Source organism: Maridesulfovibrio pacificus (SeqCode) (genome assembly GCF_048612815.1).
Classification (GTDB): Bacteria; Desulfobacterota; Desulfovibrionia; order Desulfovibrionales; family Desulfovibrionaceae; genus Maridesulfovibrio; species Maridesulfovibrio pacificus.
Genome location: NZ_JBLZNE010000001.1, coordinates 2,817,437 through 2,843,658 on the forward strand (window position 1 = coordinate 2,817,437; position 26,222 = coordinate 2,843,658).

The 26,222-nt window shown below is 47.7% G+C and carries 21 protein-coding genes; 8 read left to right on the plus strand and 13 right to left on the minus strand.

Annotated elements, in window-relative coordinates; genetic code table 11:
* Nucleotides 1-9 precede the first annotated feature (9 nt).
* Nucleotides 10-1,725: an ABC transporter permease gene (locus tag ACNI23_RS13100; RefSeq protein WP_420249287.1), complete on the minus strand. Its 1,716-nt coding sequence runs from the start codon at nt 1,723-1,725 to the stop codon at nt 10-12.
* Nucleotides 1,726-1,728: 3 nt separating this feature from the next.
* Nucleotides 1,729-2,697 carry an ABC transporter substrate-binding protein gene (locus ACNI23_RS13105; protein WP_420249289.1) on the minus strand — a complete coding sequence of 323 codons (969 nt, stop codon included), beginning with the start codon at nt 2,695-2,697 and terminating at the stop codon, nt 1,729-1,731.
* A 469-nt stretch (nt 2,698-3,166) separates the two neighbouring features.
* Between ACNI23_RS13105 and ACNI23_RS13110 the strand changes: the two genes are divergently transcribed.
* Entirely contained in the window at nt 3,167-4,969 is a 1,803-nt protein-coding gene (locus tag ACNI23_RS13110; RefSeq protein WP_420249291.1) for a methyl-accepting chemotaxis protein, read from the plus strand.
* 79 nt (nt 4,970-5,048) lie between these two features.
* On the opposite strand, the gene serS is transcribed toward ACNI23_RS13110, so the two are convergent.
* Both serS and ACNI23_RS13120 read right to left on the minus strand, forming a co-directional pair.
* Entirely contained in the window at nt 5,049-6,326 is a 1,278-nt protein-coding gene (gene serS / locus ACNI23_RS13115; RefSeq protein WP_420249293.1) for a serine--tRNA ligase, read from the minus strand.
* A gap of 114 nt (nt 6,327-6,440) precedes the next feature.
* Complete coding sequence (locus ACNI23_RS13120; RefSeq protein ID WP_420249295.1) at nt 6,441-6,848, minus strand: hypothetical protein; 408 nt, start codon at nt 6,846-6,848, stop codon at nt 6,441-6,443.
* Between the two features lie 87 nt (nt 6,849-6,935).
* Between ACNI23_RS13120 and ACNI23_RS13125 the strand changes: the two genes are divergently transcribed.
* From ACNI23_RS13125 to thpR, 3 genes are read left to right on the plus strand one after another with little or no spacing between them, the layout of a single operon-like run.
* Nucleotides 6,936-7,415, plus strand: a complete 480-nt coding sequence (locus ACNI23_RS13125) for a CinA family protein (protein WP_420249297.1) — start codon at nt 6,936-6,938, stop codon at nt 7,413-7,415.
* A 6-nt stretch (nt 7,416-7,421) separates the two neighbouring features.
* Complete coding sequence (locus ACNI23_RS13130) at nt 7,422-8,663, plus strand: carbohydrate porin (RefSeq protein WP_420249299.1); 1,242 nt, start codon at nt 7,422-7,424, stop codon at nt 8,661-8,663.
* Nucleotides 8,664-8,686: 23 nt separating this feature from the next.
* A complete protein-coding gene (thpR, locus tag ACNI23_RS13135; protein WP_420249302.1) occupies nt 8,687-9,241 on the plus strand; it encodes an RNA 2',3'-cyclic phosphodiesterase in 555 nt (184 codons plus the stop codon).
* 59 nt (nt 9,242-9,300) lie between these two features.
* On the opposite strand, the gene ACNI23_RS13140 is transcribed toward thpR, so the two are convergent.
* The 3 genes from ACNI23_RS13140 to ACNI23_RS13150 all read right to left on the minus strand — a co-directional run bounded on the left by ACNI23_RS13140 (nt 9,301) and on the right by ACNI23_RS13150 (nt 14,008).
* Complete coding sequence (locus ACNI23_RS13140) at nt 9,301-10,650, minus strand: trypsin-like peptidase domain-containing protein (RefSeq protein WP_420249305.1); 1,350 nt, start codon at nt 10,648-10,650, stop codon at nt 9,301-9,303.
* A 75-nt stretch (nt 10,651-10,725) separates the two neighbouring features.
* Nucleotides 10,726-11,574 carry a zinc metalloprotease HtpX gene (gene htpX / locus ACNI23_RS13145; RefSeq protein ID WP_420249306.1) on the minus strand — a complete coding sequence of 283 codons (849 nt, stop codon included), beginning with the start codon at nt 11,572-11,574 and terminating at the stop codon, nt 10,726-10,728.
* 112 nt (nt 11,575-11,686) lie between these two features.
* Nucleotides 11,687-14,008 (minus strand): cache domain-containing protein, encoded by a 2,322-nt coding sequence (locus ACNI23_RS13150; protein WP_420249308.1) that lies wholly within the window; start codon nt 14,006-14,008, stop codon nt 11,687-11,689.
* Between the two features lie 252 nt (nt 14,009-14,260).
* Here ACNI23_RS13150 and ACNI23_RS13155 point away from each other — a divergent pair, with 252 nt between their 5' ends.
* On the plus strand, nt 14,261-18,448 hold the full coding sequence (locus tag ACNI23_RS13155; protein ID WP_420249309.1) for a FecR domain-containing protein: 4,188 nt from the start codon (nt 14,261-14,263) through the stop codon (nt 18,446-18,448).
* Between the two features lie 44 nt (nt 18,449-18,492).
* Here the strand turns inward: ACNI23_RS13155 and ACNI23_RS13160 are convergent, their stop codons facing one another.
* From ACNI23_RS13160 to ACNI23_RS13185, 6 genes are read right to left on the minus strand one after another with little or no spacing between them, the layout of a single operon-like run.
* On the minus strand, nt 18,493-18,753 hold the full coding sequence (locus tag ACNI23_RS13160) for a hypothetical protein (protein WP_420249311.1): 261 nt from the start codon (nt 18,751-18,753) through the stop codon (nt 18,493-18,495).
* The gene (locus ACNI23_RS13165) at nt 18,750-18,995 is read right to left on the minus strand and encodes a hypothetical protein (RefSeq protein WP_420249313.1); all 246 of its coding nucleotides are present in this window, start codon (nt 18,993-18,995) and stop codon (nt 18,750-18,752) included. The genes ACNI23_RS13160 and ACNI23_RS13165 overlap by 4 nt, the downstream gene beginning before the upstream one ends.
* Before the next feature lie 31 nt (nt 18,996-19,026).
* Nucleotides 19,027-20,403 (minus strand): tetratricopeptide repeat protein, encoded by a 1,377-nt coding sequence (locus ACNI23_RS13170; RefSeq protein WP_420249315.1) that lies wholly within the window; start codon nt 20,401-20,403, stop codon nt 19,027-19,029.
* Nucleotides 20,403-21,155: an MBL fold metallo-hydrolase gene (locus ACNI23_RS13175; RefSeq protein WP_420249316.1), complete on the minus strand. Its 753-nt coding sequence runs from the start codon at nt 21,153-21,155 to the stop codon at nt 20,403-20,405. Before ACNI23_RS13175 ends, ACNI23_RS13170 begins: the two co-directional genes overlap by 1 nt.
* A 21-nt stretch (nt 21,156-21,176) precedes the next feature.
* A complete protein-coding gene (sppA, locus tag ACNI23_RS13180) occupies nt 21,177-22,058 on the minus strand; it encodes a signal peptide peptidase SppA (protein WP_420249318.1) in 882 nt (293 codons plus the stop codon).
* The gene (locus ACNI23_RS13185) at nt 22,045-23,796 is read right to left on the minus strand and encodes a 30S ribosomal protein S1 (RefSeq protein WP_420249319.1); all 1,752 of its coding nucleotides are present in this window, start codon (nt 23,794-23,796) and stop codon (nt 22,045-22,047) included. The genes sppA and ACNI23_RS13185 overlap by 14 nt, the downstream gene beginning before the upstream one ends.
* Before the next feature lie 415 nt (nt 23,797-24,211).
* On the opposite strand from ACNI23_RS13185, the gene ACNI23_RS13190 reads away from it, so the two are divergent.
* From ACNI23_RS13190 to ACNI23_RS13200, 3 genes are read left to right on the plus strand one after another with little or no spacing between them, the layout of a single operon-like run.
* Nucleotides 24,212-24,541: a hypothetical protein gene (locus ACNI23_RS13190; RefSeq protein ID WP_420249321.1), complete on the plus strand. Its 330-nt coding sequence runs from the start codon at nt 24,212-24,214 to the stop codon at nt 24,539-24,541.
* Nucleotides 24,542-24,600: 59 nt separating this feature from the next.
* Complete coding sequence (locus ACNI23_RS13195) at nt 24,601-25,140, plus strand: hypothetical protein (RefSeq protein WP_420249323.1); 540 nt, start codon at nt 24,601-24,603, stop codon at nt 25,138-25,140.
* A complete protein-coding gene (locus ACNI23_RS13200; protein ID WP_420249324.1) occupies nt 25,130-26,218 on the plus strand; it encodes a peptidoglycan-binding domain-containing protein in 1,089 nt (362 codons plus the stop codon). The genes ACNI23_RS13195 and ACNI23_RS13200 overlap by 11 nt, the downstream gene beginning before the upstream one ends.
* Nucleotides 26,219-26,222 lie beyond the last annotated feature (4 nt).

The following is a 26,222-nucleotide window of genomic DNA, read 5'->3' on the forward strand; positions in this document are numbered from 1 at the left end:
AAAATTTCATCAGCTCTGCCATGGGATCACGCCCTTCGGTGCCTTTCGTCCAAGAAAAGAAAGTACAGTCATTAAGAGCAGGACGGCAACAATGACCAAAATGGATACAGCCGAAGCAAGCACGGCATTGCCGCTCTCATCGAGGTTAAAGATAACCACGCCCAATGTTTCTGAGCCGGAAGTCCACAGCAGCACCGAAACAGTCAATTCATTGAATGCGGCAAGGAAAATAAACAAGCCTCCGGTGGCTGCGGCCGGCATGATCAAAGGTACAATAATGTCCTTCATGCGCCGGAAGAATCCTGCCCCGCACATCTGGGCGGCTTCTTCCAATACCCTGTCGGTCTGGGTGAAACCGCCGATTACCGGACGAAGTCCCATGGGTAGAAAACGAGCCAGATAAGCCACAAGGATGATCCAGACCGTACCATAAATACTGATCCCGAAGACCGGTTTGAGGAAAAGCAGAATACAGCCGATAGCCAGCACCACGCCGGGAAGTGCGTACGGCAACTCCATAAGCGGGCTCATAAACCGGAGCAAAGAATTCTTCTGCCAAACCAGAAAATAGCCTAAAGGGATACCGACCAGACAGAGGATCAGAGCAGCTCCCCCGGCAAGGGAAAAGCTGTTGATGAACGCCCTTGCGGTTGCGTCATGCTTGAAAAGCACGTCGGCATAGTTGGAAAAGGTCATAGTTTCAGCGTTTAACTCCACCCCGAAGGAAGGAATCAGAGAGGAAAAAAACAATGCACACAGCGGAATAACCAGCACCAGCAGGATAACCAACCAACTCGCGGACTCTGCCAGTGAACGGAATTTACCAAGACGGTATTTGAGCAATTCAGAAGGAGCCCCCACCAAACGGTAATCCCTTCGATTAAGCATATAGGACTGAAGCAGGATGCCGAATAAGGCAAGCATGCTGATCAATACAGAAAGAGATGCAGCCTCAGCAATGACCTCCGGACCAAACATGGCCAGCCGCTGATATATTAATGTGGTTAGTACCGTGTACCCTGCTGGAATACCGAGCATGGCCGGGATACCGAAATTACCAATACAGGAGACAAAAGCGAGTGCCATCCCGGCTGTCAGGGCCGGAGTCATCAAAGGCAGCACGATATCGCGCAGCACACGGCCATTACCTGCACCGCAAACCCGCGCGGCCTCGACCATTTCACGAGGCATAGCCGCGAGTCCTGCCTTGAGGGAAAGAAATATAAGCGGAGCCTGCTGGATTCCCAAAAGAAGAATTATCCCAAATGGAGAATACATGGGGTGAGGCGTTCCCGGAGCCGGGGCAATGCCCAAAAAATTCAACAGCACGCTGGAAGGCCCGAAAAGCTGAATCCACGACAAAGCCGTAATCTGCGGCGGGATCATCATAGGCATCATGAAACAAAACGTCAGAGCCTTGCGGAAACGGATGTCAGTCAATCCCACCAGCAACCCCATGGCAGAACCTAACATGGTCGCCAGCATGGTGGCGCAGCCCCCTACAAAAATGGTATGCCGAAAAGCTTTCCAAGTACCGGATTCATCCATGATTTCGCGCAATATCTCAAGGCTGAATGTTCCATCCGGAACCACGGACTCCAACAGCAAGCGAATGGTAGGCATCAAGGAAAGAATGCACACCGAAAGAAAAACCGGAAGAAAAATTGCGAGACCGCTATCCCGGGCCGGGAGAACCCCGGCCCGGGCGGCTTTATTTAAAAACATAAATTAACCGCCGAAAACCTTGACGAATTTTCTTTTGCTCTTCTTATCCTGAGCAAGCGCCTTGGAGGTATCAAGGTGCATAAGCTTTATCTTTGCGGGAAAGCCCTCGGGCGGAGTAATGCCGGCTTTAGCAGGCATGAAACCCTGAGCGGAAGCAAGATTCTGTCCCTCATCAGAGAGCAGGAAATCTACAAATTTTTTCGCACCGGAAGGATTCTTGGCTGTGGAAAGGATAGCCACAGGTTCCGTTACCGCACTAGCACCCTCTTCAGGAATGATGAAAGTTACAGGAGAACCTTTAAGTTTGTTACGGATGGGCAGGTAGTCGATGCAAAAACCGTAAAGTTTTTCACCACTGGCTACAGCCTTGAAAGTACCACCGTTACCTTTACTGTTTACAGCACCATTCTCTGCCAGTTTTTTATATACATCCCAGCCGAGAGCGGAATCCTGGGTCAATGTATGCATGTGCACAGCAGCAGCGCCGGAATAGAGGGGACTGGGCATAATCAAGAGGTTCTTTGCTTCAGGACGTTCAAGATCCTTGATGGATTTAGGCTTGAAAGGAGCCTTGTCGTTGTAAATGATTCCGGTACTGATGATCTTTGTGCTGAAGAAGTTTCCGTCCTTATCGTAAAGATTCTGATCATAACCTTTAACCGGAGCAGCTTTGTAAGCCATGAGGCGTCCTTCTTTCTTCAACCCTTCCATGGTCACCATATCAGCAATGAGAACGACATCAGGACGAGGATTGCCAGCTGCAAATTCAGCACGCAATTTATTCATCAGTGCGGTAGTACCCGTTCTGGTCCATTCGACATCTATGCCGGGGTTGGATTTCTTGAAAGCTTCTATAGTCTGCTGGGCATCCTGCTCAAGCTGAGAAGTATAAATTACGATTTTTTCATCCGCATGTACAAAAGAACAAACGCAAAATACGGCAACAAGAGCCATTAGTACGATTTTCTTCATTACTCACTCCTAAAACTGAATTTTAAAAATATAAAAAATGCATCTCATCTAGATCAGAGTTTGCCACAGCGAGTGTCACGATATAGAAGCATTACTGAAACATCAACGTGTCATCTTGATAATAAAAACAATAAAATAATTCAGACCTCACAAAGGGGATATTAATAAGGACAGCTCATCCTGGAATAAGATGGAACATTGCCGTCCAATTTTTTTCTTTGTTCAATTCGCACATAAAATTAACATTATGTCATATAAAAGTATGATGCTTTTCACTATGCAGGTGTTAATTTCATTCAACGCCTAATTTTATCAGTCTGGAATTATTTCACGGCTACGTGTTGATACTGATAATTTTTTGCAATAACGCTTAAGTCTAACAAGCTAATTTCTCTTTGCGATATCCCCCCAAAAAAAACTTCCAATCGAAAGAGACTAAGACCCACTCATCATATTAGGGAGAGGTACAGTGAACAAACTTTCCATCCGCGGCAAACTTGCCGTACTTTTCTGCATTGCAATTTTTACCTTGCTGATCACCATAGGACTCAGCGCATATTCTTCATACGAACTCACCGAACTTGAGGCTCAAAAGGCACAGGAAATCATGCTCGATGCCCAGAAAGAGAAACTCAAGTCAGCAGTATCATCAATGGCAGCCGCGCTTTCCGGCGCAGTTGCCAACCTGGATGACGAGCAGAAACAACTTAAACTGATGCGCACCATGATCAAAGACGCATTCTATGAAGACGATTCATCCGGCTACTACTTCATCTACAAAGACACGATTAATGTTGCCCATCCGGTAAAGCCCTCACTGCACGGCAAGAACCTCGACAATCTTGTAGGCAAGGACGGTATTTATTCCGTTCGGGAACTGGCCCGCGCAGCCCGCAACGGTGGAGATTTCGTTCATTTCACATGGGATAAACCCGGATATGAAGAACCCATGCCAAAGCTCGGCTACGCAGCAATGATTCCGGGCACCGACTTCTGGATCGGAACCGGAGTATACATCGACAACATTAAACTTCAGGCTGCAGTCATAAGGGCTGAAATGGAAGAACAGAACTTCACTGCCATCCTGATCCAAAGCGGAATTTCCGCCGGCCTTTTCCTGCTCATCCTGCTTCCGGCAGGAATCATTATGAGTAAAGGGATCATCAAACCCATAGTTGAAATCAAGGAAGAAGCCCGGAAAATTGCATCTGGAAACTTCGACACCAACCTGACCGTCACCAGTAAAGACGAGATTGGCGAACTGCAGGCAGCTCTTTCCGAAATGGCTGAATCATTGCAGGAAAATATTACTGAAATTACCCGCAAGGAGCAGGAAGCCGCACAAAAAGCAGATGAAGCCCTACGGGCAAGTGCTGAGGCCAAAGCCGCCAACGAACTGGCCGAGACCAAGGCCGCAGAACTTCTCGAAGCCGCGGTTCAGCTTGATAATGTAGTCGAATCCGTATCCGCCGCATCCGAAAACCTGATGGTACAGATTGAACAATCCAGCGCCGGAGCCACTGAACAGGCCGGTCGCGTTGAAGAGACCGCCAGCGCCATGGAAGAGATGAATGCCACGGTGATGGAAGTGGCCCGAAACGCTGCCAGCGCAGCAGAGGCCGTAGATACGGCCCGCAACATGGCCGAAGAAGGTGCAGAGGTTGTTTTCCGCGCAGTAGGCGGTATCGAAACAGTGTCCACACAATCCAAAATTCTCATGGAGGACATGACCACCCTCGGCAATCAGGCTGAAGGCATCGGCGAAGTAATCAACGTAATTAACGACATTGCGGACCAGACCAACCTGCTGGCACTCAACGCAGCTATCGAAGCGGCAAGGGCCGGAGAAGCAGGCCGAGGCTTTGCCGTCGTTGCGGATGAAGTGCGCAAACTGGCTGAAAAAACCATGGCCGCCACCAACGATGTTTCAAATGCGGTAAAGAGTATTCAGGACGAAGCACGCAAGAATATCGATAACACCGTGAAATCTGTGGAGACAATCACCGAAGTAACTGAACTTGCTACCGCTTCCGGCGAATCTCTGCGTGAAATAGTCACACTGGTCAATGCCGCTACCGCTCAGGTACAGTCTATTGCCACCGCAGCAGACCAGCAGAGTGCTGCCAGTGACGAGATCAACCGCTCCATCACCGGAATCAGCGAGATTTCCACTGAAACCTCTGATGCCATGACCCTGTCCAAAAACGTAGTCAGCGACCTTTCCGTACAGATCAAAACCCTGAACAGCATGACCGAGCGCATGAAAGGTTAAAACCCACCCCGCTTAGACAAAACAAAAAAAGGGCAGTCCGGTGACGGACTGCCCTTTTCTATTTCATTTCTATCTGTAATTACTCAGCGGTAATTACTTCCAATCCGCCCATGTAAGGACGCAGTGCTTCGGGAATTACGATAGAACCGTCTTTCTGCTGGTAGTTCTCAACCACAGCAACAAAAGTACGACCAACAGCAAGACCGGAGCCGTTCAGTGTGTGTACGAACTGTTTCTTCTTGCTATCCTTGGGCTGGAACTTAATGTTGGCACGGCGGGCCTGAAAGTCCCCGCAGTTGGAGCAGGAAGAAATCTCACGGTATTTATCCTGTCCGGGCAGCCAGACTTCGATATCGTAAGTTTTAGCGGAACCAAAGCCCATATCACCGGTGCACAGGGTAATGACCCGATAGTGCAGACCGAGACGTTTGAGGATTTCCTCAGCATGTCCGGTCATTTTTTCGAGGTCTTCGAAACTTCTATCCGGGTGTGCAAAGCGAACCATCTCCACTTTATGAAACTGATGCTGGCGGATAAGGCCTTTGGTGTCCTTACCGTAAGAACCGGCTTCGGAACGGAAGCAGGGAGTAGGTGCGCAGTAGGCAATGGAAAGATCTTCTTCGCTGAGCACTTCATCACGGTGCAGGTTGGTCAGCGGAACTTCCGCAGTTGGAATCATGTAGTATTCCCAGTTCTCCAATTTGAACAGGTCCTCTTCAAACTTGGGGAGCTGACCGGTTCCAAACAGGGAATCGCGGTTTACGATATAAGGGGGAATTACTTCGGTATAACCGTGATCCATGGTCTGAACATCAACCATGAAAGAAGTCAGTGCACGCTCCAGACGTGCGCCCCATTTCTTGAGTACAGCAAAACGCGCACCGGTGAGCTTGGCTGCACGTTCGAAATCAACACCGCCGAGTTCAACTGCCAGATCCCAGTGTTCACGGGGAGTGAAATCAAACTCAGGCTTCTCTCCCCAGTGACGGATTACCGGGTTATCGTCCTCGGTTTTACCGAAAGGTACGGACTCGTCAGGCATGTTGGGAACGGAGCTGAGCCATTCGCGCTCTGCGGATTCAATATCTTTAAGGTCTTCATCAAGGGCCTTGATTTTGCCTGAGACTTCACCCATGCGAGCGATGATCTCGGAAGCATCGCCCCCTTCTCTCTTTATCTTTGCAACCTCGCCGGAGGTGGAGTTACGCTCGGCCTTGAGGGATTCCACTTCCTGCAGCAGGGACTTGCGGCGGGAATCCAAGTCGCTGAATTCATTAACATCAAGTTTAGAACCTCTTTTTTCGAGGCTTTCGCGAACTACATCCAGATTGTTCTGTACAAATTTCAAATCGAGCATTTCATTCTCCTGATATCATCTATATAAAAAGGCTAATCTCAAGCCACTGCAATGCTAGTAGCGAATCTAAGCGCACTAATAAAGGGTATTCTTGCATCAATTTACATAAAATACCTACAAATCATCAATTCCCATGCGTTTATTTCCATAAACACAGGCGATATTGGCATAAATCCCAATCAAAAGCAGCAAAGCCATAAGACTCTCCAACCAGCAGGCGAAAAAAACATATACCACGCTGGCGGACATGCCGAAACCCTGCAAACCTTTTTTCCATCCCCAAGGCGATTCCAGCCAATTGCGTTCATGCTTAAGAACTTTATCAATCAAGGCAAAAGGCGGCGTAGGCTCAGGCAATTCCATCATGGAAGCCCCGACCCCGGCAATAAAAGCCAAGCCCAGAAAAACAGATTTCGTCCACAAGGCCATAAACAACACACACAGGGAACCGAGCATCATAATCCAGTTCCAATGATTCTGGTGTCTTTTCCAGATAAGATCGCTGATATTCTTAAGAGCCATAGCGGAAGAGTATCATTTCACTCTGCAGTAAACAATATGCTGCAACTGCCCCTTTAAATATTGCTTGAATCGGTATACCGTACCTGCATGATTGAAAACATTGTACCATCTATCGGAAAAATTCTCGTGGAAAAAGGCTGGACCATGTCCACTGCAGAATCCTGCACCGGAGGCCTTGTCGCCGCAACCCTGACCGACTTCTCCGGCAGTTCCGCATGGTTCTCCGGCGCTGTGGTTGCATATTCCAATGAAGTGAAAATGTCTCAGCTGCATGTTCCTGAGCAGGATATCATAGATCACGGCGCGGTCAGTGAACCTGTTGTCAGGGCCATGGCGGAAGGCGTCTGCAAGACTCTTAACGTGGAGGTAGGATTATCCCTCTCCGGAATTGCCGGACCAACAGGCGGCACCAAGGACAAACCCGTGGGCACAGTCTGGATGGGCTGGCATGTAAATGGAAAAACCTATGCTGAAAAATTTCTCTTCAGCGGTGACCGCAAGAGCGTGAAAGATCAAAGCCTGCACACCGTATTGGAAAAGCTGCACCAATTTCTTAGAGAGAGTTAATCCCCCATGAAAAAGACGCTGTCCCTGCTTATCCTCTTTGTTCTCTGCTGTGCGACAAACGGAATCTGCCGCGACTCCCTGCGCAAATCACTGAACCTGCATGGACAGACAGCAGATCAGCAATCTGTTTTGTTGCAGGATTTCCAGCAGTCTTGGGATGAAGTGCAGAATACCACCGGACCTCTGACCATTGAAGGGGACGTGCTCGGCTATATTCAGGCATACGGGGACAGCAAGATTGATGGGGAGACTCAGGACGGCAACGAATATGGAGCATTCAAAGCCCGCGTCAGGCTGCACTGGGAGCCGATTGAGGACGGAAAATTCTTTTTTCAATTTCAGGGCGGCGTTTCAGACAAACACAGCAACCCTTCAAGCCGCGGAATGGTTCTCTCACCCCTGAACTCTCAGGCATCCCGGACCAGCCCCGGCGGGCAGGCATCCATTTCAGATGTGCTTTACACCCAGCACCTTGCAGACAAAAAAATGTTTGTATCCTTCGGCTGGACCGACCCTGAATCCTTTATGGATGAAAACCGCTTTGCCGGAAACGGCCGTATCCAGTTCGTTAACTCCATGTTCAACAATGAGCCTATCTTTGACGGAATTGATACCAACCTGCCAATCGTGGCTGTCGGTTTCAACCCGGAAGAGCAATTTAAATTCACCATGCTGGCTCAGGCCTCAACTTATGCAGGGCGGCCGGGCGACCAACGCAAAGGTGACTTTGAAGACATCGCCGACAGTCCGCTTATCGGAGGACAGCTGACATATTCACCCAGCTTTGGTAAGCTGAAGGGTAACTACCGCATCTTCGGCTGGACTAACACATATGACCAGCCGCGCATTGATGGAAGTGAAGAATCAATCAACTGGGGTATCGCCTTTAACATGGATCAGGACATCACCGAAAATTTCGGGATATTCGCAAGGCTGGGAAAAGGTAACGGCGCGATAAATGACATCAGCTGGACATGGTCGACCGGTACCCACTGGCAAGGCCCGATACCCGGAAGGGAGCAGGATGTCTGGGGTGTTGCCGCAGGTGGTGTACAGGGAAACAAACATACGGACAACAAGGACATGGAGTTCCATTACGAGACTTACTATCAGGTCAAGCTGACTGACAATTTTTCAATTGTCCCGGACCTGACCTACGTAAACAACTCTAACGCGAACAGTAATAATGATGATATAATGTTCGGAATGTTGAAATTCTTCTTCACTTTTTCCACACCCGGTTCATAAACACCTTAACAGGTTGGGATAATATGAAAAAGATACGCACATTTATCGCACACCCCGTACCCGAAGAATGGAAAGAAAGAATCGGAGAAGCATACGGCAGCCTGCGCGAAGGCCTGGAATCAAAAATTGCATGGGTTAAGCCTGAGAATATGCACTTCACCCTGAAATTTCTCGGCCCTATTGAGGAGTCCACACTTGCCGAGGTGCAGGGAGTACTGAAAAATATCCCCGTTGTAAACTTTAAAATTTCAACATCAGGAGCCGGATTCTTTCCGGCACATGAAAAGCCTCATGTAATCTGGATCGGCCTTGAACAGGGGGCCAAGGATTTCTGCGCAACCGCTACAACAATTGAATCAGAAATGGTAAAACTGGGATTTAAGGAAAACCGCAAATCCTGCCATGCCCATCTCACTCTGGGACGGGTCAAAAAAAATGCTAAGGATGATTGGAGCGCACTGGCAGAAAAGATAAACAGTATTAAATTGCCAGAAACAGAAATAAACGGATTCACGCTTTACAAAAGTGAGCTCACACCTGACGGACCGATTTATTCCGTGCTTGAAGAGTATATGTAAAAAAAAGGCGGGCAATCCACTTCGGACTGCCCGCCTTTAATCTTACATCCAAAACTGCTCTAGCTATTCAACTTAACGTAATAAAAATTACGTCCACGCTGAACCTTGAGCATGACTTTGTTGTTCATACGGTAGCGCAGGAAGGAATCAAGGAAATCCTTTTGCGAATCCACCCGATGGTTCCCGATCTGATGAATCTTGTCGCCGGGTTGCAGGCCGAGCCTTGCTGCTGCACTGTTTGTGCGCACCTTGCTGACCAGCATGCCGCGCCCGCGTGAATCCTTATCCACAACCATGCCCCAACGGGACCATGCCTGAGACCTGACCTGCTGCGACTCTAAAGATTGCGGACGGACCACAATATTGCGCACCTTGCCATCGTGAAGCACTTCAAGATCAACATCCTCACTGCGGGTCTGCACCCGGAGTAAAGCAAGGTATCCGGACTTATCTTCAACCTCGATACCGTTAATCTTCAGGATAACATCACCGGGCTTCAAGCCCGCATAGGCTGCCGGGGTATCCTTATGGACATCGGTGACCAGCATTCCGTAAACACGTGACATTCCGAAATAGCTTGCCGACCCCTGATCAAGATCCTGACCGCTCAGCCCGAGCCATACCGGAGAAACCTTGCCGGATTCAAGCAGTTCCTTCACCACCCGTTTGGCACGATTGATGGGAATGGCAAAACCGATCCCCTCGGCACGGGCCTGAATGGCTGTATTTATACCAATCAGATCACCCATAATATTAAGCAGCGGGCCGCCGCTGTTACCGGGGTTAATGGCTGCATCGGTCTGGATGAAATCCGTATAGGCGCCCTCTTTTGACTTAACGGTACGCTTAAGCGCGGAAACCACTCCGGTAGTAACCGTATGGGTGTAACCAAAAGGGTTGCCGATAGCGATGACCGTCTCACCGATATAAATATCCGAGGAGTCTCCCATAGCAACCTGCGGCAGATTACCAGCGCCTTTAATCTTAAGCACTGCAATATCAAAATCTGCATCAGAACCGACAATCTCGGCCGGATATTCCTCGCCGTTAATCATCCTGACTTTGATATCACTTCCGCCGGAAAGAACGTGGGCATTGGTCAGCACCAAACCGCGACGACCATTGATAATTACCCCGGAACCGGTGGACTGTGAACGGTATCTGCGTTTCTGGGTCGGGAAGTTGTCAAAGAACAGCTCAAAGCCCTGCCCTCCGAACATCTCTCCAAAGGGAGAAACGCCACGTTCCACTATGCGGGTAACACTGATATTCACAACCGCCGGAGCAGTTTTCTGCACCGCCCGCACAACAGGTGTCACGCGCAAAGAATTATCCCTTGCCGCAAAGGCCGGCTGAGCCATTGTGACTACCAGTAAAGCAGTAAATAGAATTTTAGACACACAATTCATAATCTATTCCAGCATCAACTAGCTAAGGATTCCAAAAGGGATTATCCCCTTTGGCCGCCGGAGGCGAAATCAAATCTATCTTCCAGCCATGGACATGAGTCTGGCAATGCGGTCCTCGGTAGAGGGATGAGTGCTGAACCATTTAGCCATGTTCCCGCCGCTGAAGGGGTTAACGATGAACATGTTTTCAGTTGCCGGGTTGGCATCCATCGGAATGTTCCGCGCACTTGCATCCAGCTTGTAAAGGGCAGACGCCAAGGCCTTGGGGTCATTCGAAATCTGCGCTCCGGTGGAATCTGCAAGATATTCACGGGAACGGGAGATTGCCATTTGAATCAGGGAAGCGGCAATAGGTGCGAGGATTGCCACAAGAATGGCAGCAAAGGGGTTGGTTCCGCCTTCCTCGTCATCACCGCCGAAACCGAAAATTGCAGCCCACTGCATCATGTTGGCAACCATCATAATCACTCCCGCCAGAACAGCGGCAACAGACTGAATCAGGATATCGCGGTTGGCAATATGCCCAATTTCATGAGCAATAACACCGCGCAATTCTTCCGGAGTCAGGATACGCATGATCCCGCTGGTCACTGCTACAACGGCATTTTCAGGGTTACGTCCGGTAGCGAATGCGTTAGGGGAATCCTGATCAACAACGTAAAGTCGCGGGGTGGGAATTCCGGCATTGGCAGCCAGCTCTTCAACCATTGCGTGCACCTGAGGTGCATCGTTGGGAGAAAGCTGACGGGCTTTATACATGGAAAGAACGATTTTATCGGAATACCAGTAGCTGCCCACGTTCATGAACATGGCAAATACAAATGCAATGACAAGCCCGGTCCGTCCCCCCATCAATCCTCCAAGAAAGAGAACGATAGCCGTAAGCGCGGCGAGCAGGAAAAAAGTCTTGATCTGACTGGTCATATTAAAATCTCCTGTGTTTTATCTTGATAGAAAAATACCGCATCGGAAACGATGCGGTATATGAAAGATAGGATTTATTACCATTCAGTCAAGAGATCGTAAATCAATAAAATCAGTCTTCAACAATAGTATCCTTGGGCAGAATAATAGTAAAAGCAGTACCCTGACCTTCAACACTGGAGCAATTGATAGTGCCCCCCAACCGAGTGTTGACCAGATTATAAACGATGCTCATGCCCAATCCTGTTCCACCTGCTCCACGCTTTGTGGTGAAAAAGGGTTCAAAAATTTTATTAACATTGGTCTCGCTCATTCCCCGTCCGTCGTCAGTGTAACGGATAACAATACCATCATCGGAGACCTCTACTCCGATATCAATATTCCCAGCCTCAACGCCCTCAAATCCATGAATCAGGGTATTTATGATAAGGTTGGAAAAAATCTGCATAAAAGCGCCGGGATAAGTGTTCAAAATCAGATCCTCGGCACAATGGACATTGATCTTATGTTTAGTCCGCTTGTATTTGGAGCGCAAGCTAAGCAGAATTTCATCAATATACTCACGAAAATTAATAGTCCTTTTCTGACCGGAAGCCTGATCCGCTGCCACCTGCTTGAAAGTTCCAATAAGTTCTGCCGCCCTGTGCAGATTAAGCATACTGGACTGGGTAGCTTCCCGTGCAACAGATATGAACTTATCAAAATCAGACTTACGCAGCTGTCCTGATTCCATTTTCTTTGAGATCTCCTTCAGCTTCTCTTCCATAAAGCTGATGCTGGTAACACTGATACCAACAGGAGTATTGATCTCATGAGCAACTCCGGCCACAAGGTCACCCAGAGCTGCCATTTTTTCAGACTGAATAAGCTGATTCTGGGCACTCTCAAGACGTTCCACGGAACTACGCAGTTCGGCTGTCCGCTCCTCAACCTTCTGTTCAAGATCTCGGTTCAACGTACTCAACTGGTCCTGAACAGAACGCAATTCAGAAATGTCCTTGCCCTCAGCAAGCAGAAAGAGCATTTTCCCCTCGGAATCAAAGGCAGGCTTCAATGAAAAATCCACATACCGGGTACCGCCATCAGGAAGATTTGTCTTCACTTCCCTGCGGATAATATGCCCGTTTGCAGCATTTTTAATATCTTCTTTCAAGTCTTTCTGCAGTGAAGGCGGATCCTGCCACCATGGACCTTCCCAGAAGGGACGTTCCAGCACATCCTCGCCAGAAACATCTCTTATATTAAGAGCAGCCTTATTCACTTCCCTGAGAGTTCCATCCAGATCAACTACCCCCATAAACTGGAGAGACTGGCTAAACACCCCTCTGAACATGGCCTCACTCAGGGCAATCTTCTCCTGCGCTTCTTTAAGCTCTGTGACGTTGTGACCTTCTACAATCAGAAATAAGACTTTCCCATTGTCATCGAACACCGGTTTTGCGGAAAAATCAACATAGATAAACTTGCCATCAAGCCCTTCATGTCTAAAAATACCCTTACCTACGCCACCGAATGAAGCAACCTGAATCAACTCCTTGAGTTCTCGCTGTGCTGCCAGAGAATCTTCCCACCACGGGGTTTCCCAAAAATAATGCCCAATGACCTTGTCATTTTCGCTACCTATAAAATCCAATGAAGCCTGATTTGCAAGCAACAGAACGCCTTCAGGACTGAGCACTCCCATAAACTGCTGGCTGTGGTTAAAAATCCCCTTGAAGAGGGCTTCGCTTTCCTGAATATCCTTCCCGGCTCTTCTGCTCTGGATGATGGTGTAAAAAGAAAGCAGGGAAATCAGCCCCAGAATACCGATAGTCATCATGATCAATTCACGATTCCGGGCGGTAGCCTCGGACTCGATATCTTCAAGATACAACCCGGTCCCCACAATCCACTTCCATGGATGAAACCTCTGCACATAGGAAACTTTAGGGACTACTTTATTGGGCTGATCCTGCCATTGCCAGTAATAGTCAACAAATGCGGAACCATCTTTTCCCGTAGCGTTGATCATATCAAGGATAAGCAGCTTGCCCTTAAAGTCGGCAAACTTAGACATATCCCGACCATCCAACTCCGGCATATACGGATGCATTATCATTTTGGCATTTAAATCATTAATCCAAAAGTAATCCTTATTATCCCGGCCGAAACGCATCAATCCGATAATTTCAGCACCTTTCCTGCGTGCTTCATCGGAAGAAAGAATGCCTTTAAGCTCCTGATCCCGCAGGTGATCAAGAACCCCGATGGCAACTTGAGTCATATGTTTTAAAGATTCTTTACGCTGGGCAAGCAGAGCGTCTCGGACCGCAGGCATATGAATGGCAAAGATAACAACGATAAAAAGCAATAAAGAAGCAACCGTAGGGACGGCAACCCTTAGCCAGACAGGACTTCTTCGTCCTATTCCTTTGCTTTTTTCAAAAACACCCATGCATTTCTCCGGACTGTACGAGGAATATATATTAGTTCTGCTAAGTTAAGTGTACACTATATAACTGATAGAATACAACTTCTAAATTAGTCGAAGAAACAACTCAGTGCAGCCCCTGATCAGCGGCAAAGAGTTACTCCTGATATCACTTGCTCGTGTTGCATTTTTATTTTAAAAATACAAATTCTTGCTTTTACTAATATATAAAATAAATCAATTTTCACAAATAATACATAAACAACAAAGAGCCCAATGCCTGTTGAACAAATCAATCCTCATGAAATCGGAGTTGTCACCGGTCTGTCCGGTGAAGCATACGCTCAAACCGCTTCCGGAACACGTATCCTTGAACCGGGAAGCCCTATCTTTCAGGGCGAAGAACTGGTCACCGGAGGAAACGGTAATGTTGAGGTACGTTTTGTTGATGACACCCTGATCTCACAGGGTTCGAACTCCCGCATTGCCCTTGATGACTACGTCTATGATCCTGACGGCGGGGAATCCAGTTTTCTGGGTGATATTGCAGAAGGAACCTTCCGTACAGTTACAGGTAAAATAGCCGAACAGAACCCGGATCGTTTCAAGCTGGGCTCACCGCTGGCAACAATCGGTATCCGTGGTACCATCATTCTCAGCGAAGTTACCGGTGACGGCGAAAAACACGGAGTTGAAGAAATTCATGCCGGTAAAGCCATGCTCCTGCAAAGTAAAGCAACAGGAGATATACGCCAGCTTTTCTCCGGCCAGATGGTCGACGTAGGCAGTTCCGGACTACTCAGCCCAGTCCGTTCTCTCTCCGCTCAGGAACGGGACAATTTCCGTAATATAGCCTCCCAGAACATCAGGCAGGAACAGGAAATCCGCGAGCAGCAGGATGACGACCAGAAAGAGGATGATCAGGTCGATGAACAAAGCGATGATCAGCAGAACGACGAGCAGCAACAGGGCGAACAGCAGGACGGCCCCAAAGAAGAACTTCCCGGAGATGTAAATCCCGGTGGCGGAGACCTACTCGGACCGGGTGGAGTTCTGCCCGGTGGAGAAGTTGACGGCGGAGAAAAACTCTTAGTGCCGCCGATCGATCCACAACCGAAAGACAATGATCATCAAGGGCCTAAACAGATCATTGTGCCCGAACCTCAGCCTATACCTCGACATGAACCTAAGCCTGAACCAGTTCTTCTTGATCCTATTGAAGAACAAGAGACCACCGAACAATCCGACGACTCCGACAATTCAGGAGACTCTGGATCAAACCCGCACGACATACACGGCAGCGGGCTGATCAAAGGAACTGCTGCGAATGAAACTATTACCGGTAGCTCTTCCCAAGACACTATTTATGGTGAAGGCGGCAACGATACCCTCTACGGCGAAGCCGGGGATGATGAACTTTTCGGCGGTGCCGGAAATGACTCCATGTACGGCGGCGCGGGCGAAGACATGCTCAACGGCGGGTCTGGAAACAACTACCTTGATGGCGGGTCAGGCGAAGACCATGAAACAGATTTCGCATCATTTGACGGGCTGGAGCATGGAGTCACCGTAGACCTCAGCAACAAAAATGACGCCGGCGAAGTCACTGTTATAACTGATGACGACGCCAACACACAGGATGTGCTGGTCAATATTGAAGGTGTGATCGGGACCAATTATGCCGATACACTCGTAGGTGATGAAGGGGTCAATAGGTTCAACCCCCTGATCAATTCTGATTATGACGGCAGCAACATGGAATCCATCGATGGTGGTGACGGAAGTGACTGGATTCAATTCGAAAATATTGACTACGGCGTGAACATAACGCTCGACCACACAAGTTCCACCTATGCCGAACTCAAAGATGGCTCAACAGTAAAAAGTAAGATTAAGCTTTCCAACATTGAAAACGTGCAAGGTTCCAGTCAAGCTGACAGAATTATCGGCTCGGATGAAGCCAATACTTTGCTGGGCGGAGAGGGCAATGACTTCATCTCCGGAGGTAAAGGCGAAGACAGTATTGATGGCGGCGAAGGCACAGACTCCCTGAGCTATGACTACATTACCGCCGGAAGTGATTACGGCATAGATATTACCCTTTCTGCTTCTGGTACCGGGACAGCCAAAACAATCGGTGCATCTGATCCTGAAGACACATTCACTAGTATCGAAAAAATATTCGGTAGTGGAACCCATGACACCTTCACCGGCAGTGATGCAGCTGACACCTTCGATGGAAATGAAGGTAACGACATAATTTACGGAAACAGCGGCGACGACGTTCTGGCAGGCGGCGCAGGTAATGACCAAATCTACGGTGGCGCAGGAGCAGACTCAATCTCCGGTGGTAGTGGAGCCGATACCATCTACGGTGGTGACGGCGATGATGTCGTCAGCGGGGGAGCAGGAAACAACGCCCTTTACGGCGGAAGTTCAGATGGAAGTTCCGGTGCAGACACAGTTTCCTATGCCGACCACACACAGGTAAGTATTGTGCTTAGTGATACGACCTCCCACACTATAGGCGGCAACACTTATAGCGACTTTCTTGATGGCTTCAGCACCTACATAGGTTCTGACGGAAACGATGAATTCATAGGCGATGTAGACGGAGACACCTTTGTAGGCGGCAAAGGGAACGACACCTTCAATGGTGGTGAAGGCACCAACCTGTTCATAGGCGGAGAAGGCATCGACACCATTTCCTTTGCTAATTCCAGTACCGCAGTGTCAGTTACTGTTCAGGAAACTGGCAATACCACAGTTACGCAATCCGGCGGGAAAGACGTTTTTAGCGGCGTAGAATCCTTCATTGGTTCCGAGCAGTCAGACACCTTCAACGGCAGCAGTAATGATGAAACTTTTTCCGGAGGCGATGGAGATGACATCGTTTACGCCGGAGCAGGCAACGACACCTTGATAGGCGGTGCGGGAGTTAACCGTCTTGACGGTCAGGGCGGCACAAAGGACTTCGTGTCCTTTGCCAATGCAAGTTCAGGCATGACTGTTACTTTGGAAGGTGCCAACGAAGTCACAATCGGCACTGGAATAGGTGCTGATATTATCAAAAATATCGAAGGTATAATCGGTTCCGGATATACCGATAACCTTACGGGAGACGATAACGCCAACTACTTTAAAGTAGGCTCGAACGATAATTTTAATATAGGAACTTCCTCCACCTATGAATCAGTGACCGGAGGCGGAGGTTCAGACTGGGTCCAGTTCGATGATCTTTCCAGCCAATATTACGTTGTTGCTGAAATGGGTAGTGACCATGTTTATATTAAGGACTCCAGCAATTCAGATGTGACTATAAACAAGGTTATGCTCTCCAGCATTGAAAATGTACTCGGATCATCAGGTAATGATATCATGACCGGAGCCGGGGGAAATATACTGGATGGAGCGGAAGGTACCGACCTCCTCACTTATGCAGCTTCAAGCTACGGTGTAACTTTTAACATAAACGATTCCGATGGGTCGGTAGTGCATCATGACGGTACGGACCAATTCAGTAATTTTGAAATTTTCCAAGGTACACACTTAGCCGACACCTTCAACGGCAGTGACAACGGCGAAACCATGATCGGTGGAGAAGGAGACGACACTTTCACTGCAGGGGGAGGCGACGACCACATTATTGCAGGACTGGGCAATGACTCTATAGACGGCGGCGACGGTATTGATACCCTCGATTACAGCGGCCAAGGCGATGCCGTGACAATAGTAGCTGATATCGGAAGCGGTAATGGAACTGCTGTCTACGAAGACAGTGGAACGACATTAACCGATACCTTCACGGGAATTGATCATTTTATAGGGTCTACGTGCGATGATTTCTTCACTGGCTCCGATGCTTCAGAAACATTTGAAGGCGGCACCGGCACCGATAATATTAACGGTGGAGGCGGTACAGACTTTATCAGCTTTGCAGGACTTGGGACAGGTATAACGATTGATCTCAGCAACAATGCAGAAGGATCAGGAAATCTTTGCACGGTCACATTAGGCGGCGGGAATGACACCTTTAAAAATATTGAGGGTGTTATCGGGTCCAACTATTCGGACACCATCACTGCAAGTTCGATCGGCTCCTCCACCATAATGGGCGGCCAAGGAGCGGACACTATCAATCTGTTCGGCGGGGAATCCGCAAAATTAATTTACACTTCCCTATCCGAAGGCGGGGATACCATAGACAACTTTACGAGTGGTGAAGACAAATTATGGTTCAATTCCGAGGAGTTTAGCAACTCGGCCGAATTGCACAAGGTTTCAACCTACGTCAGTGGAGAAAGTTCTGAATTCAGCGATAACAGCGCCTGTTTTGTGTATGACACAACCAACCACCAACTCTGGTATGACTCAAACGGTGATGCCACAGATGGAAACACGCTCATTGCGGACTTCACTAACACCAGCGATATAAACAGCGGAGACTTTGATTTTTCCTCTTAATAAAAATGCGCCCTATCTTCAAAAAAAGATAGGGCGCTTAACTTTTATCCATTTAAATTCTGTTCGCCGCCTTTCATCTGCGCATCCCCAACCATATTCTCATAGGTGGTTATCTGATTCTTGACCCTGCGCAACTTAATCAAAGCTTTCTTCTGCTCCGCCATGGCCCTTTCGTGACGGCTTCGTAAACTAGCCTCTTCAACCTTGAAAGCTTTAATTGTATCTTTATGCCAGCTGGTAATCATCCTGTTTACGATCAGTGCAGAGAGCATAATCGCTGCGCATATACCCAACATCAGAATCATTTTTTGCTCCTTGCATCATTCAAACTGCTCTTCAGGTCATCAAGACTTCTGGTGGCATCTGCAATTTCCCGGTTAATCTGGGCTGTGCCCTTTTTTAACCTGCCGACCTTGAACTCAACTTCATCACGTAAATTATCAATTTGAATTCTTCGTTGACCTATATTTCCGCTAACATTCATATAGCGACCATAAAGAATCATAAAGATGAGAAACCCAAAGACAAGTGCGATTAAAAAATACATGAACTTTCCTGATAATAACTGAAGAGTCAGACTAGCCCTGCGGCGGTTCACTCTTTTTAAGTAGAGTCTTCAACTTGTCATCGTCCGGGAATTCAGTAAGAGCTTCCCCAAGGACAACACGGGCTTCGTCATTCATACCGACCTTGAGAAAAATTCCGGCAATGTTTCGAGCCACGGACACCGCGGTTTTATGGATCATTCCATCAGAGCGCACCGCCCGCTTAAAATACTTTGCACACTTGGCATATTCTTTACCATCACTATAGGCCAGGCCGATATTATAAAAAAGTCCCGGCTCATTCGGAGCAACTTTAAGCGCAGACTGATAGTTTTCCACAGCCTGCTGCCATTTTCCCTGTTTACGCAGGGCAATGCCAAGCTTGTTGTATGTTTCCAAATCGTCAGCACTCAAACTTGAAGACTTAACTTTCAACAGCTTGGAATAATATTTCTCGGCTTTATCCGGTGCTACCTCAAAAAGAGATTCAGCAATTCCGCTCATTACCTGTGACAAATAATTATGAGCTTCCTTTACTGCACACTTAACAGCATCATCGAAATATACTTCAGCCTCTTCTAGCTCTTCTCTCTCAAGATGAACCCGTCCGATCTCGCACTTACGCTCTGTATTAAGGGGACTGATGGAATCAAGCTTTTTCAAATAATGCAGATACTGATCGTTGTCATTACCCTTATAGAACTCGGCCAGCTTCTTAATCGGCTCCATGAAGACCTTGGACTGCTCATGGGCCTGCAAATATGATTTCAGGGCCTCTTCACGCTGGCCCATGCCGGACTGTGCGTCACCCTGCAACATCAAAGCAGCAGGACTGTCAGGCTTAATTTCCAGGATCTTTGCACTGACCACCAAGACTTTATCCAATTCCCCTTTACGCAGAAAGGTCTTCCCGGCTTCAACCAATTGAGCAAGCTTACCTTGCGGCTTGATAGTAAAGGCCAGCTTCTGGACCAGACTGTCCACGGAAACAGGCTTGGTGATTATGTTGTTTGCCCCGAGTTCATGGAGAAAAATGAGCTCTTCCTGACTGGTTTCATCAGTAAGGACCACTACCTTGATTTCAGGAAACAACCTGCGGATGTTCAGAATAAAATCAGCAGTAGGCTTACCTCTGACCAGCCTTTCCACAAAAACGAGCACGGGCTGTTTAGCTCCGATCTTATCCTTGATCTCAGATAAACACGGAGCCTGTTCCTGATAATAGGCCAGACAATCCCGGCGGATAGCCAGAATTTTATGCAGGGTGCCGCGCAACAGTTTGTAGAACGAAGGTTCATCACTGAGCAGAACAGTAAAACCAGCCTGTTCTTCATAAAATTCGCGTACTATCTTATCATATTTTGTTGCCACTTTAGCCTCACTGCGATGCAATAATACGGTCGAACTCATTAAAGTTCGACACAACACCCTTCTTTAGGCACATACATTTTACACTCATCAACCGATGCGATCATATCCATAATATCTATACTACAATAGGTTCGCACGAAAGGCTCCAAGTGCACAAGAGCTACTTTTCCCATTCCTGCTGAATAAGCAAACTCAATACATTCAGCAACGCTGGAATGACCTTTGACAGATTCATCCAATCCATAGGATTCGAGTATTCCAAGATCAACATTTCGCCCAATATTCCGGCAATCTTCAGTCAGACTTCCGTCGCCACTGTAAAAGACCGCTTTACCGGCACACTCTAACCGCAATCCCTGAGCGGACTCAGAATGATCCATAGCGCAGGTTCGCAGATTGAAACCAGCAGCACAGTCCTCTTCCCCGGGACAAAATTCATGGAAGACAACATCGAACCCAAGCTTCGCCCGCATGGAGGGATAGGCCAAGTCTATAAGCTGAACAACCTTACCCTCAATCCCCTGCGGACCGCAAATATGGATTTCTTTTGAACGCCCAGCCGTAAAGCAGGAACCAAAAATAAAGGGCAGCCCGAAAAAATGATCACCATGAAAATGGGAAATCCAGACCGCATCAAGCAGGGATGGGTCTTGGAGCGCCCGTATGCACTTATGACCGGCATTGAAGCCGCAATCGAGCAAAATGTTTTGTCCTTCAGCATTCACCAAAACAGAAACATTGGTCTGCTTTGCGTCAAATGCGGAGCCTACGCCCAGAAAAGTGCACTTCATGAATTCTGCTGCCCTATGTAATTAATATGAAAAGATCAGCCCGTCCCCGGTAGCGGAACCTTCAGGGACAATTCCCAAATACCCCAGAATTTCCTTAAGCAACGGCTTTTCCTCTTCCGGACCTTCTATGACCTTTACATCACCTTCAATGTTGCAAAGAGCCTTGAGAACTGTCACAGAATCTTCAAAACCGCCGATGCGATCAACTAATCCGAGTTCCTTGGCTTCACGTCCGGTGATGGCACGCCCATCAGCAATTTTCTCGACCTGTTCACGGTCCAGCTTGCGAGCAGAAGCGACATCGTCCACAAACTGATTATGCATATCCATAATCAACGCGGTCAGATATTCACGCTGTTCCGGAGTCAACTCAGCAAAAGGGGAACCGGCAGCCTTCATCTTACCGCTGGTGATAATGACCGGTTTGACTCCGATCTTCTCCATAAGCTGGTGGAAATTGGCGTATTCGGCCTTAACTCCGATGGAGCCGGTTATAGAACCGGAGCTGGCCATAATCTTGGTTGCCGGAGCCGCAGCGTAGTACCCGCCGGAAGCCGCAACTGTGCCGAATGAGGCAACAATAGGTTTAACCTCGGCAAGCCGTTTAACGGCATGGTAGAGCTCCTGAGAAGGAGCAATAGTACCGCCCGGGGAATTAACCCGCAGCAGAACACCCTTCACAGAATCATCCCGGCGCAGATCACGCAGAAATTTTACCGTAGGCAATGAATTGGTTATGGTTCCCTGTACATTAACCACCCCGATCTTCCCGGCACTGAACAAGTCCACTTTTCCATGAAAAAAGGCTGCGGCTCCCCATAGGAGAGCCACAGCCATTAATAGCAGACTGAAACCGAATAGAAACGGATGTCTGACAGAGAAACCTTTCTTAGGATTCTTCATCCTCAGTCTCTGCTGCAGCTGCATCAGCTGCGTCAGCAAGTTTCTGCTTCAGCAGTTCGCCCAGAGTGTTACCGCTGTCGGCAGGACCGGAACGGAATTCTTTGGGCTGACGTTTTTCAGTGTCTTCCTTGAGCTGCTTGATGGAGAGGCCGAGGCGACGCTCATCAGCAGATACGTGGATGACTTTAGCCTGGATGGTAACGCCTTCTTTAAACATCTCGGAAGGATTCTTGATCTTCTTGTGAGAGATTTCAGAAACGTGAACCAGACCTTCAATACCTTCTTCAACTTCTACGAAGAGGCCGAAGTCGGTGATGTTGGTAACGAGACCTTCGAGGGTGCAGCCAACGGGGTACTTAGTAGGTACCTGAGACCAAGGGTCTTCGGAAAGCTGTTTAACACCGAGGGTGAACTTCTCGTTTTCTTTATCAACAGTGAGGACTTTAGCCTGTACGGAGTCACCCACAGCGTATACTTCTGAAGGATGGCGAACCTTGCGGGTCCAGGAGATATCGGAAACGTGAATCAGGCCGTCAATGCCGTCTTCGATGCCGATGAACACACCGAATTCGGTGATGTTTTTGATCTGGCCTTCAAGGATAGTACCTTCGGGGAATTTCTCAGCAACAACATCCCAGGGGTTAGGCTTAACCTGTTTCATACCGAGGGAGATGCGCTTCTTGTCGGGGTCAACACCCAGAACAACTACGTCGACTTCATCGCCAACGCGTACCATCTGGGAGGGGTGACGCAGCTTGCGGGTCCAGGACATTTCAGAAATGTGAACCAGACCTTCAACGCCAGCTTCCAACTCAACGAATGCACCGTAGTCAGCGAGGTTGGTAACCTTACCGGTGTACTTAGCACCTTCGGGGTATTTGCCGGAGATATCTTCCCACGGATCGGGAACGAGCTGTTTGAGACCGAGAGAAACTTTCTGGCCTTCTTTATCGAAGTTCAGAACTTTCAGTTCAAGCTCATCACCGAGTGCGACCATTTCCTTAGGATGCTTGATGCGCTTCCAGGACATGTCTGTGATATGCAGAAGTCCGTCGAGACCGCCGAGGTCAATGAATACACCGTATTCGGTGATGTTCTTGACTTTACCTTTAACGGTCTGCTCTTCTTCAAGAGTTTCAAGCAGCTGGGAACGCATTTCGTTGCGCTGTTCTTCGAGAAGAACGCGGCGGGAAACGATAACGTTGCTGCGACGACGGTTGATTTTGAGGATCTTGAATTCGTAAGTCTGATCCACGAGAGCGTCCATATCGGGAACGGGGCGCAGATCGACGTGAGAACCGGGCAGGAATGCTTCAACGCCACCGAGATCAACGGTGTAACCACCTTTGATGCGGCGGATGATTCTGCCTTCGACAACGCCTTCTTTTTCCTGCACTTCTTCGAGTTTGTCGAAGAGCTGCATGCGTTTGGCTTTGTCACGGGAAAGGTGAATGGTGCCTTCATTTTCGTTTTTGTTTGCAACAAAAACGTCTACTTTGTCACCAACTGCAACAGTTACTTCACCGTCAGCATCCAGAAATTCAGATACTGCAATCTGGCCTTCAGACTTGAAGTTAACGTCGATAAGAACGAAGTCCTTGTCGACTTTAACTACTTCACCGGAAACGATGCTTCCTTCGTCCAGATTTCCGAAATCGGCATTAAGATAGTCTTCAAGAGCAGCCTCGAAGTCCATATCCATTTCCATTTCGGCGTTCATGTTTTCATTGTTTTCCATGGGTTACCTCCAACAACGGTGTCCTCGGACAAAATTTCGGCATATATATTATGGGATAAGTGCATTGGAATCAATCTGCTCACGCGTTCCGAGGCAGCCGATGCCCAGATTGTCCGTTGACCCAAGCGGGCCACACTTCAATCCCTCATGCCCGTTCAGGGACAATTCCCAGCGGGGATTAAACCCTACTGAGATTAAGAGAACTGCTTCTATCCTAAAAAAGGACTTATGTAAACCTCATTCAATTGGGCTGCGGCAGAATGTCCCTCCTGAGTATAAGCAGACCTCTCACAAAAGTAAGCACACACCCTTTGGCGACCCAAGAGAACCACCTAAACAATTACAAAAAATCTATTGACCCTACAATAACTTATCGCTAAATGAATATCAACAAAACTTTATTTAAGGAGATATTATGAAAAGGACTATCAAGCTGCTGCTTTGCCTCGTTTTTGTCCTGGGGCTCGCTACAGGTGCACAAGCCTCTGCCATTGACGCTGCAGCTAAAGTTGCTGGTGAAGTTGCAAAAGCAGTTATGGGCAAGGATGAAGGTTCTCAAAAAGTTGAAGTCAAAAACTCTGAACTTTCCAACAAAGTCAACATTGAACAAGGCGCAAGCATTGGTAACTCCGGTATCAAAGCGTCAGGTAAGACTGTCAGCATCAAAAACTCTAAAATCAAAAATGACGTCAACATTAAACAAGGGCTCAGTGTCGGCAACTCTGGTATTGAATTGGGAAATTAACGAAACTGCAACAACTGGCTGGCCCGCATAAAGGGTCGGCCATAGACATGGATTATACTATGAAATTGTTGTTATGCACTTTCTTGGTCACAATATTAATGCACGTTTCAAATGCTGGAGCTTATGATTTCAAACGCTCTGTTGCAAAGACTAATCCTAACTCTGATGCTCAGTATGTCGACATCATAAATGGTCGGATTTATGAAAATGGTAAACGTGTTAAAGACAAAACAACCAAAGAAGTATTGGAAAATAAAAACACTGGACGTAAAAATAAGGTCAAACGAGAAATAACCATTGTTAATTCACATGTTGATTCTTCCAGCAGTAGAAGATCAAGGTTTAGCGACAAAATAGTTTCAGGAATAAAGGCAGCATCCAATACTCCAAAATATCTTCGCAAGAAGAATAATTCTGTAAATATTGGATATAAAACTGACAAAAAAATCACGTCTAAAAGTGTTGAAAATACTGTTGTTATCAAGAAATCTACAACGAATCTTGGGGTTGGGGTCACTACAGGAGTCAAAGCTAAAGGAATAGCTAGGGGTTCTACTATTAACAACAAAGTCAGAATTGAAAAGAGTTATGTCCAATAAAACAGTTTCCACTATCGTTTGTTTTCTTCTTATATCATCACTTTCGCTCCTTCAGGGGTGCCTTGGAGCAAAAGGGACCAGAGCCTTTGCGCTAAATTGGGGCAAGGAAGTTGATGAGGCTACAGGTAAAGAGACACCATATAAAAATGTAACCCAATACAGCGATGCTCTGGGCAACATGAAAGATCTTCTTTCTCTATATAATAAGAAGAAAATCTATATCGCAGTCGAGCCTATTGAAAACCAAACTGCTGCTGCGGGCAAAATTCCCAGCGTTATCACAATGATGGTTGAAAGCTCAATTAACAGGATGAGCGGCGATAAAATCGTTATGATTCCTTATTCCGATCAAGCCCTGAACCGCTATGCCAATCAGAATCTTTTTATCCTCCATGGGGCAATCACGGAATTTGATGCCGGAAATGTTTCGGCTTCAAGAGGGGGGGACGTGAGTGGATACGGTGAGTTCGGTAGTGTTGACGCCGATGCAGGAGCCAATAGAGGGTCAGACTACGAGCGCTCGTCTATTTCTGTCGATTTCACCATGCTTGATGTACGCAAAAATCTTTATGTAACAGGGCTTCAGGTCAGTAACAAAATGCAAATCCAGAAGGTGACCAAAGATGAAGGATTTGGATTTACTGTCTTCGGGAGTGGAATGAACATTACTGCCTCGGCAAGTCGTAAGCAGGGTGTTCATAGTGCTCTCCGCCTACTGGTTGAATTATGCATGGTTGAGCTGGTCGGGGCATATTACGATCTTCCTTATTGGGTAGCCGTATACGACAGTGATGACCTTAGCGGCCCGATGGCCCAAAAAATGATTCACGACTTTAACAATGAGACAAAGCGCGGAAAAGCAAAAGAAGTTCAGCGTCTTCTCGGATACATCTACGACAAACCTCTTACCATTGATGGCATTATCGGAAAACGAACCAAAGCCATCATTCGTAAATTCAAGCAGGAAAACAATATACAGCCCGCCAACGCTAAGCTCAATGCCGACTTCTACATTGAACTAGTCAAAGCCACCGCAGACAAATTCCATAATTCGCTGACGCAATCAGCCTTTAATTAACAGG

What these genes read in the sequence shown, in the direction of transcription:
- ACNI23_RS13100 (WP_420249287.1), bottom strand. Translation starts at nt 1,725, where the DNA reads ATGTTTTTAAATAAAGCCGCCCGGGCCGGGGTTCTCCCGGCCCGGGAT.
- ACNI23_RS13105 (WP_420249289.1), bottom strand. Translation starts at nt 2,697, where the DNA reads ATGAAGAAAATCGTACTAATGGCTCTTGTTGCCGTATTTTGCGTTTGT.
- serS (WP_420249293.1), bottom strand. Translation starts at nt 6,326, where the DNA reads ATGCTCGATTTGAAATTTGTACAGAACAATCTGGATGTAGTTCGCGAA.
- ACNI23_RS13120 (WP_420249295.1), bottom strand. Translation starts at nt 6,848, where the DNA reads ATGGCTCTTAAGAATATCAGCGATCTTATCTGGAAAAGACACCAGAAT.
- ACNI23_RS13125 (WP_420249297.1), top strand. Translation starts at nt 6,936, where the DNA reads ATGATTGAAAACATTGTACCATCTATCGGAAAAATTCTCGTGGAAAAA.
- ACNI23_RS13130 (WP_420249299.1), top strand. Translation starts at nt 7,422, where the DNA reads ATGAAAAAGACGCTGTCCCTGCTTATCCTCTTTGTTCTCTGCTGTGCG.
- thpR (WP_420249302.1), top strand. Translation starts at nt 8,687, where the DNA reads ATGAAAAAGATACGCACATTTATCGCACACCCCGTACCCGAAGAATGG.
- ACNI23_RS13140 (WP_420249305.1), bottom strand. Translation starts at nt 10,650, where the DNA reads ATGAATTGTGTGTCTAAAATTCTATTTACTGCTTTACTGGTAGTCACA.
- htpX (WP_420249306.1), bottom strand. Translation starts at nt 11,574, where the DNA reads ATGACCAGTCAGATCAAGACTTTTTTCCTGCTCGCCGCGCTTACGGCT.
- ACNI23_RS13150 (WP_420249308.1), bottom strand. Translation starts at nt 14,008, where the DNA reads ATGGGTGTTTTTGAAAAAAGCAAAGGAATAGGACGAAGAAGTCCTGTC.
- ACNI23_RS13155 (WP_420249309.1), top strand. Translation starts at nt 14,261, where the DNA reads ATGCCTGTTGAACAAATCAATCCTCATGAAATCGGAGTTGTCACCGGT.
- ACNI23_RS13160 (WP_420249311.1), bottom strand. Translation starts at nt 18,753, where the DNA reads ATGATTCTGATGTTGGGTATATGCGCAGCGATTATGCTCTCTGCACTG.
- ACNI23_RS13165 (WP_420249313.1), bottom strand. Translation starts at nt 18,995, where the DNA reads ATGTATTTTTTAATCGCACTTGTCTTTGGGTTTCTCATCTTTATGATT.
- ACNI23_RS13170 (WP_420249315.1), bottom strand. Translation starts at nt 20,403, where the DNA reads ATGAGTTCGACCGTATTATTGCATCGCAGTGAGGCTAAAGTGGCAACA.
- ACNI23_RS13175 (WP_420249316.1), bottom strand. Translation starts at nt 21,155, where the DNA reads ATGAAGTGCACTTTTCTGGGCGTAGGCTCCGCATTTGACGCAAAGCAG.
- sppA (WP_420249318.1), bottom strand. Translation starts at nt 22,058, where the DNA reads ATGAAGAATCCTAAGAAAGGTTTCTCTGTCAGACATCCGTTTCTATTC.
- ACNI23_RS13185 (WP_420249319.1), bottom strand. Translation starts at nt 23,796, where the DNA reads ATGGAAAACAATGAAAACATGAACGCCGAAATGGAAATGGATATGGAC.
- ACNI23_RS13190 (WP_420249321.1), top strand. Translation starts at nt 24,212, where the DNA reads ATGAAAAGGACTATCAAGCTGCTGCTTTGCCTCGTTTTTGTCCTGGGG.
- ACNI23_RS13195 (WP_420249323.1), top strand. Translation starts at nt 24,601, where the DNA reads ATGAAATTGTTGTTATGCACTTTCTTGGTCACAATATTAATGCACGTT.
- ACNI23_RS13200 (WP_420249324.1), top strand. Translation starts at nt 25,130, where the DNA reads ATGTCCAATAAAACAGTTTCCACTATCGTTTGTTTTCTTCTTATATCA.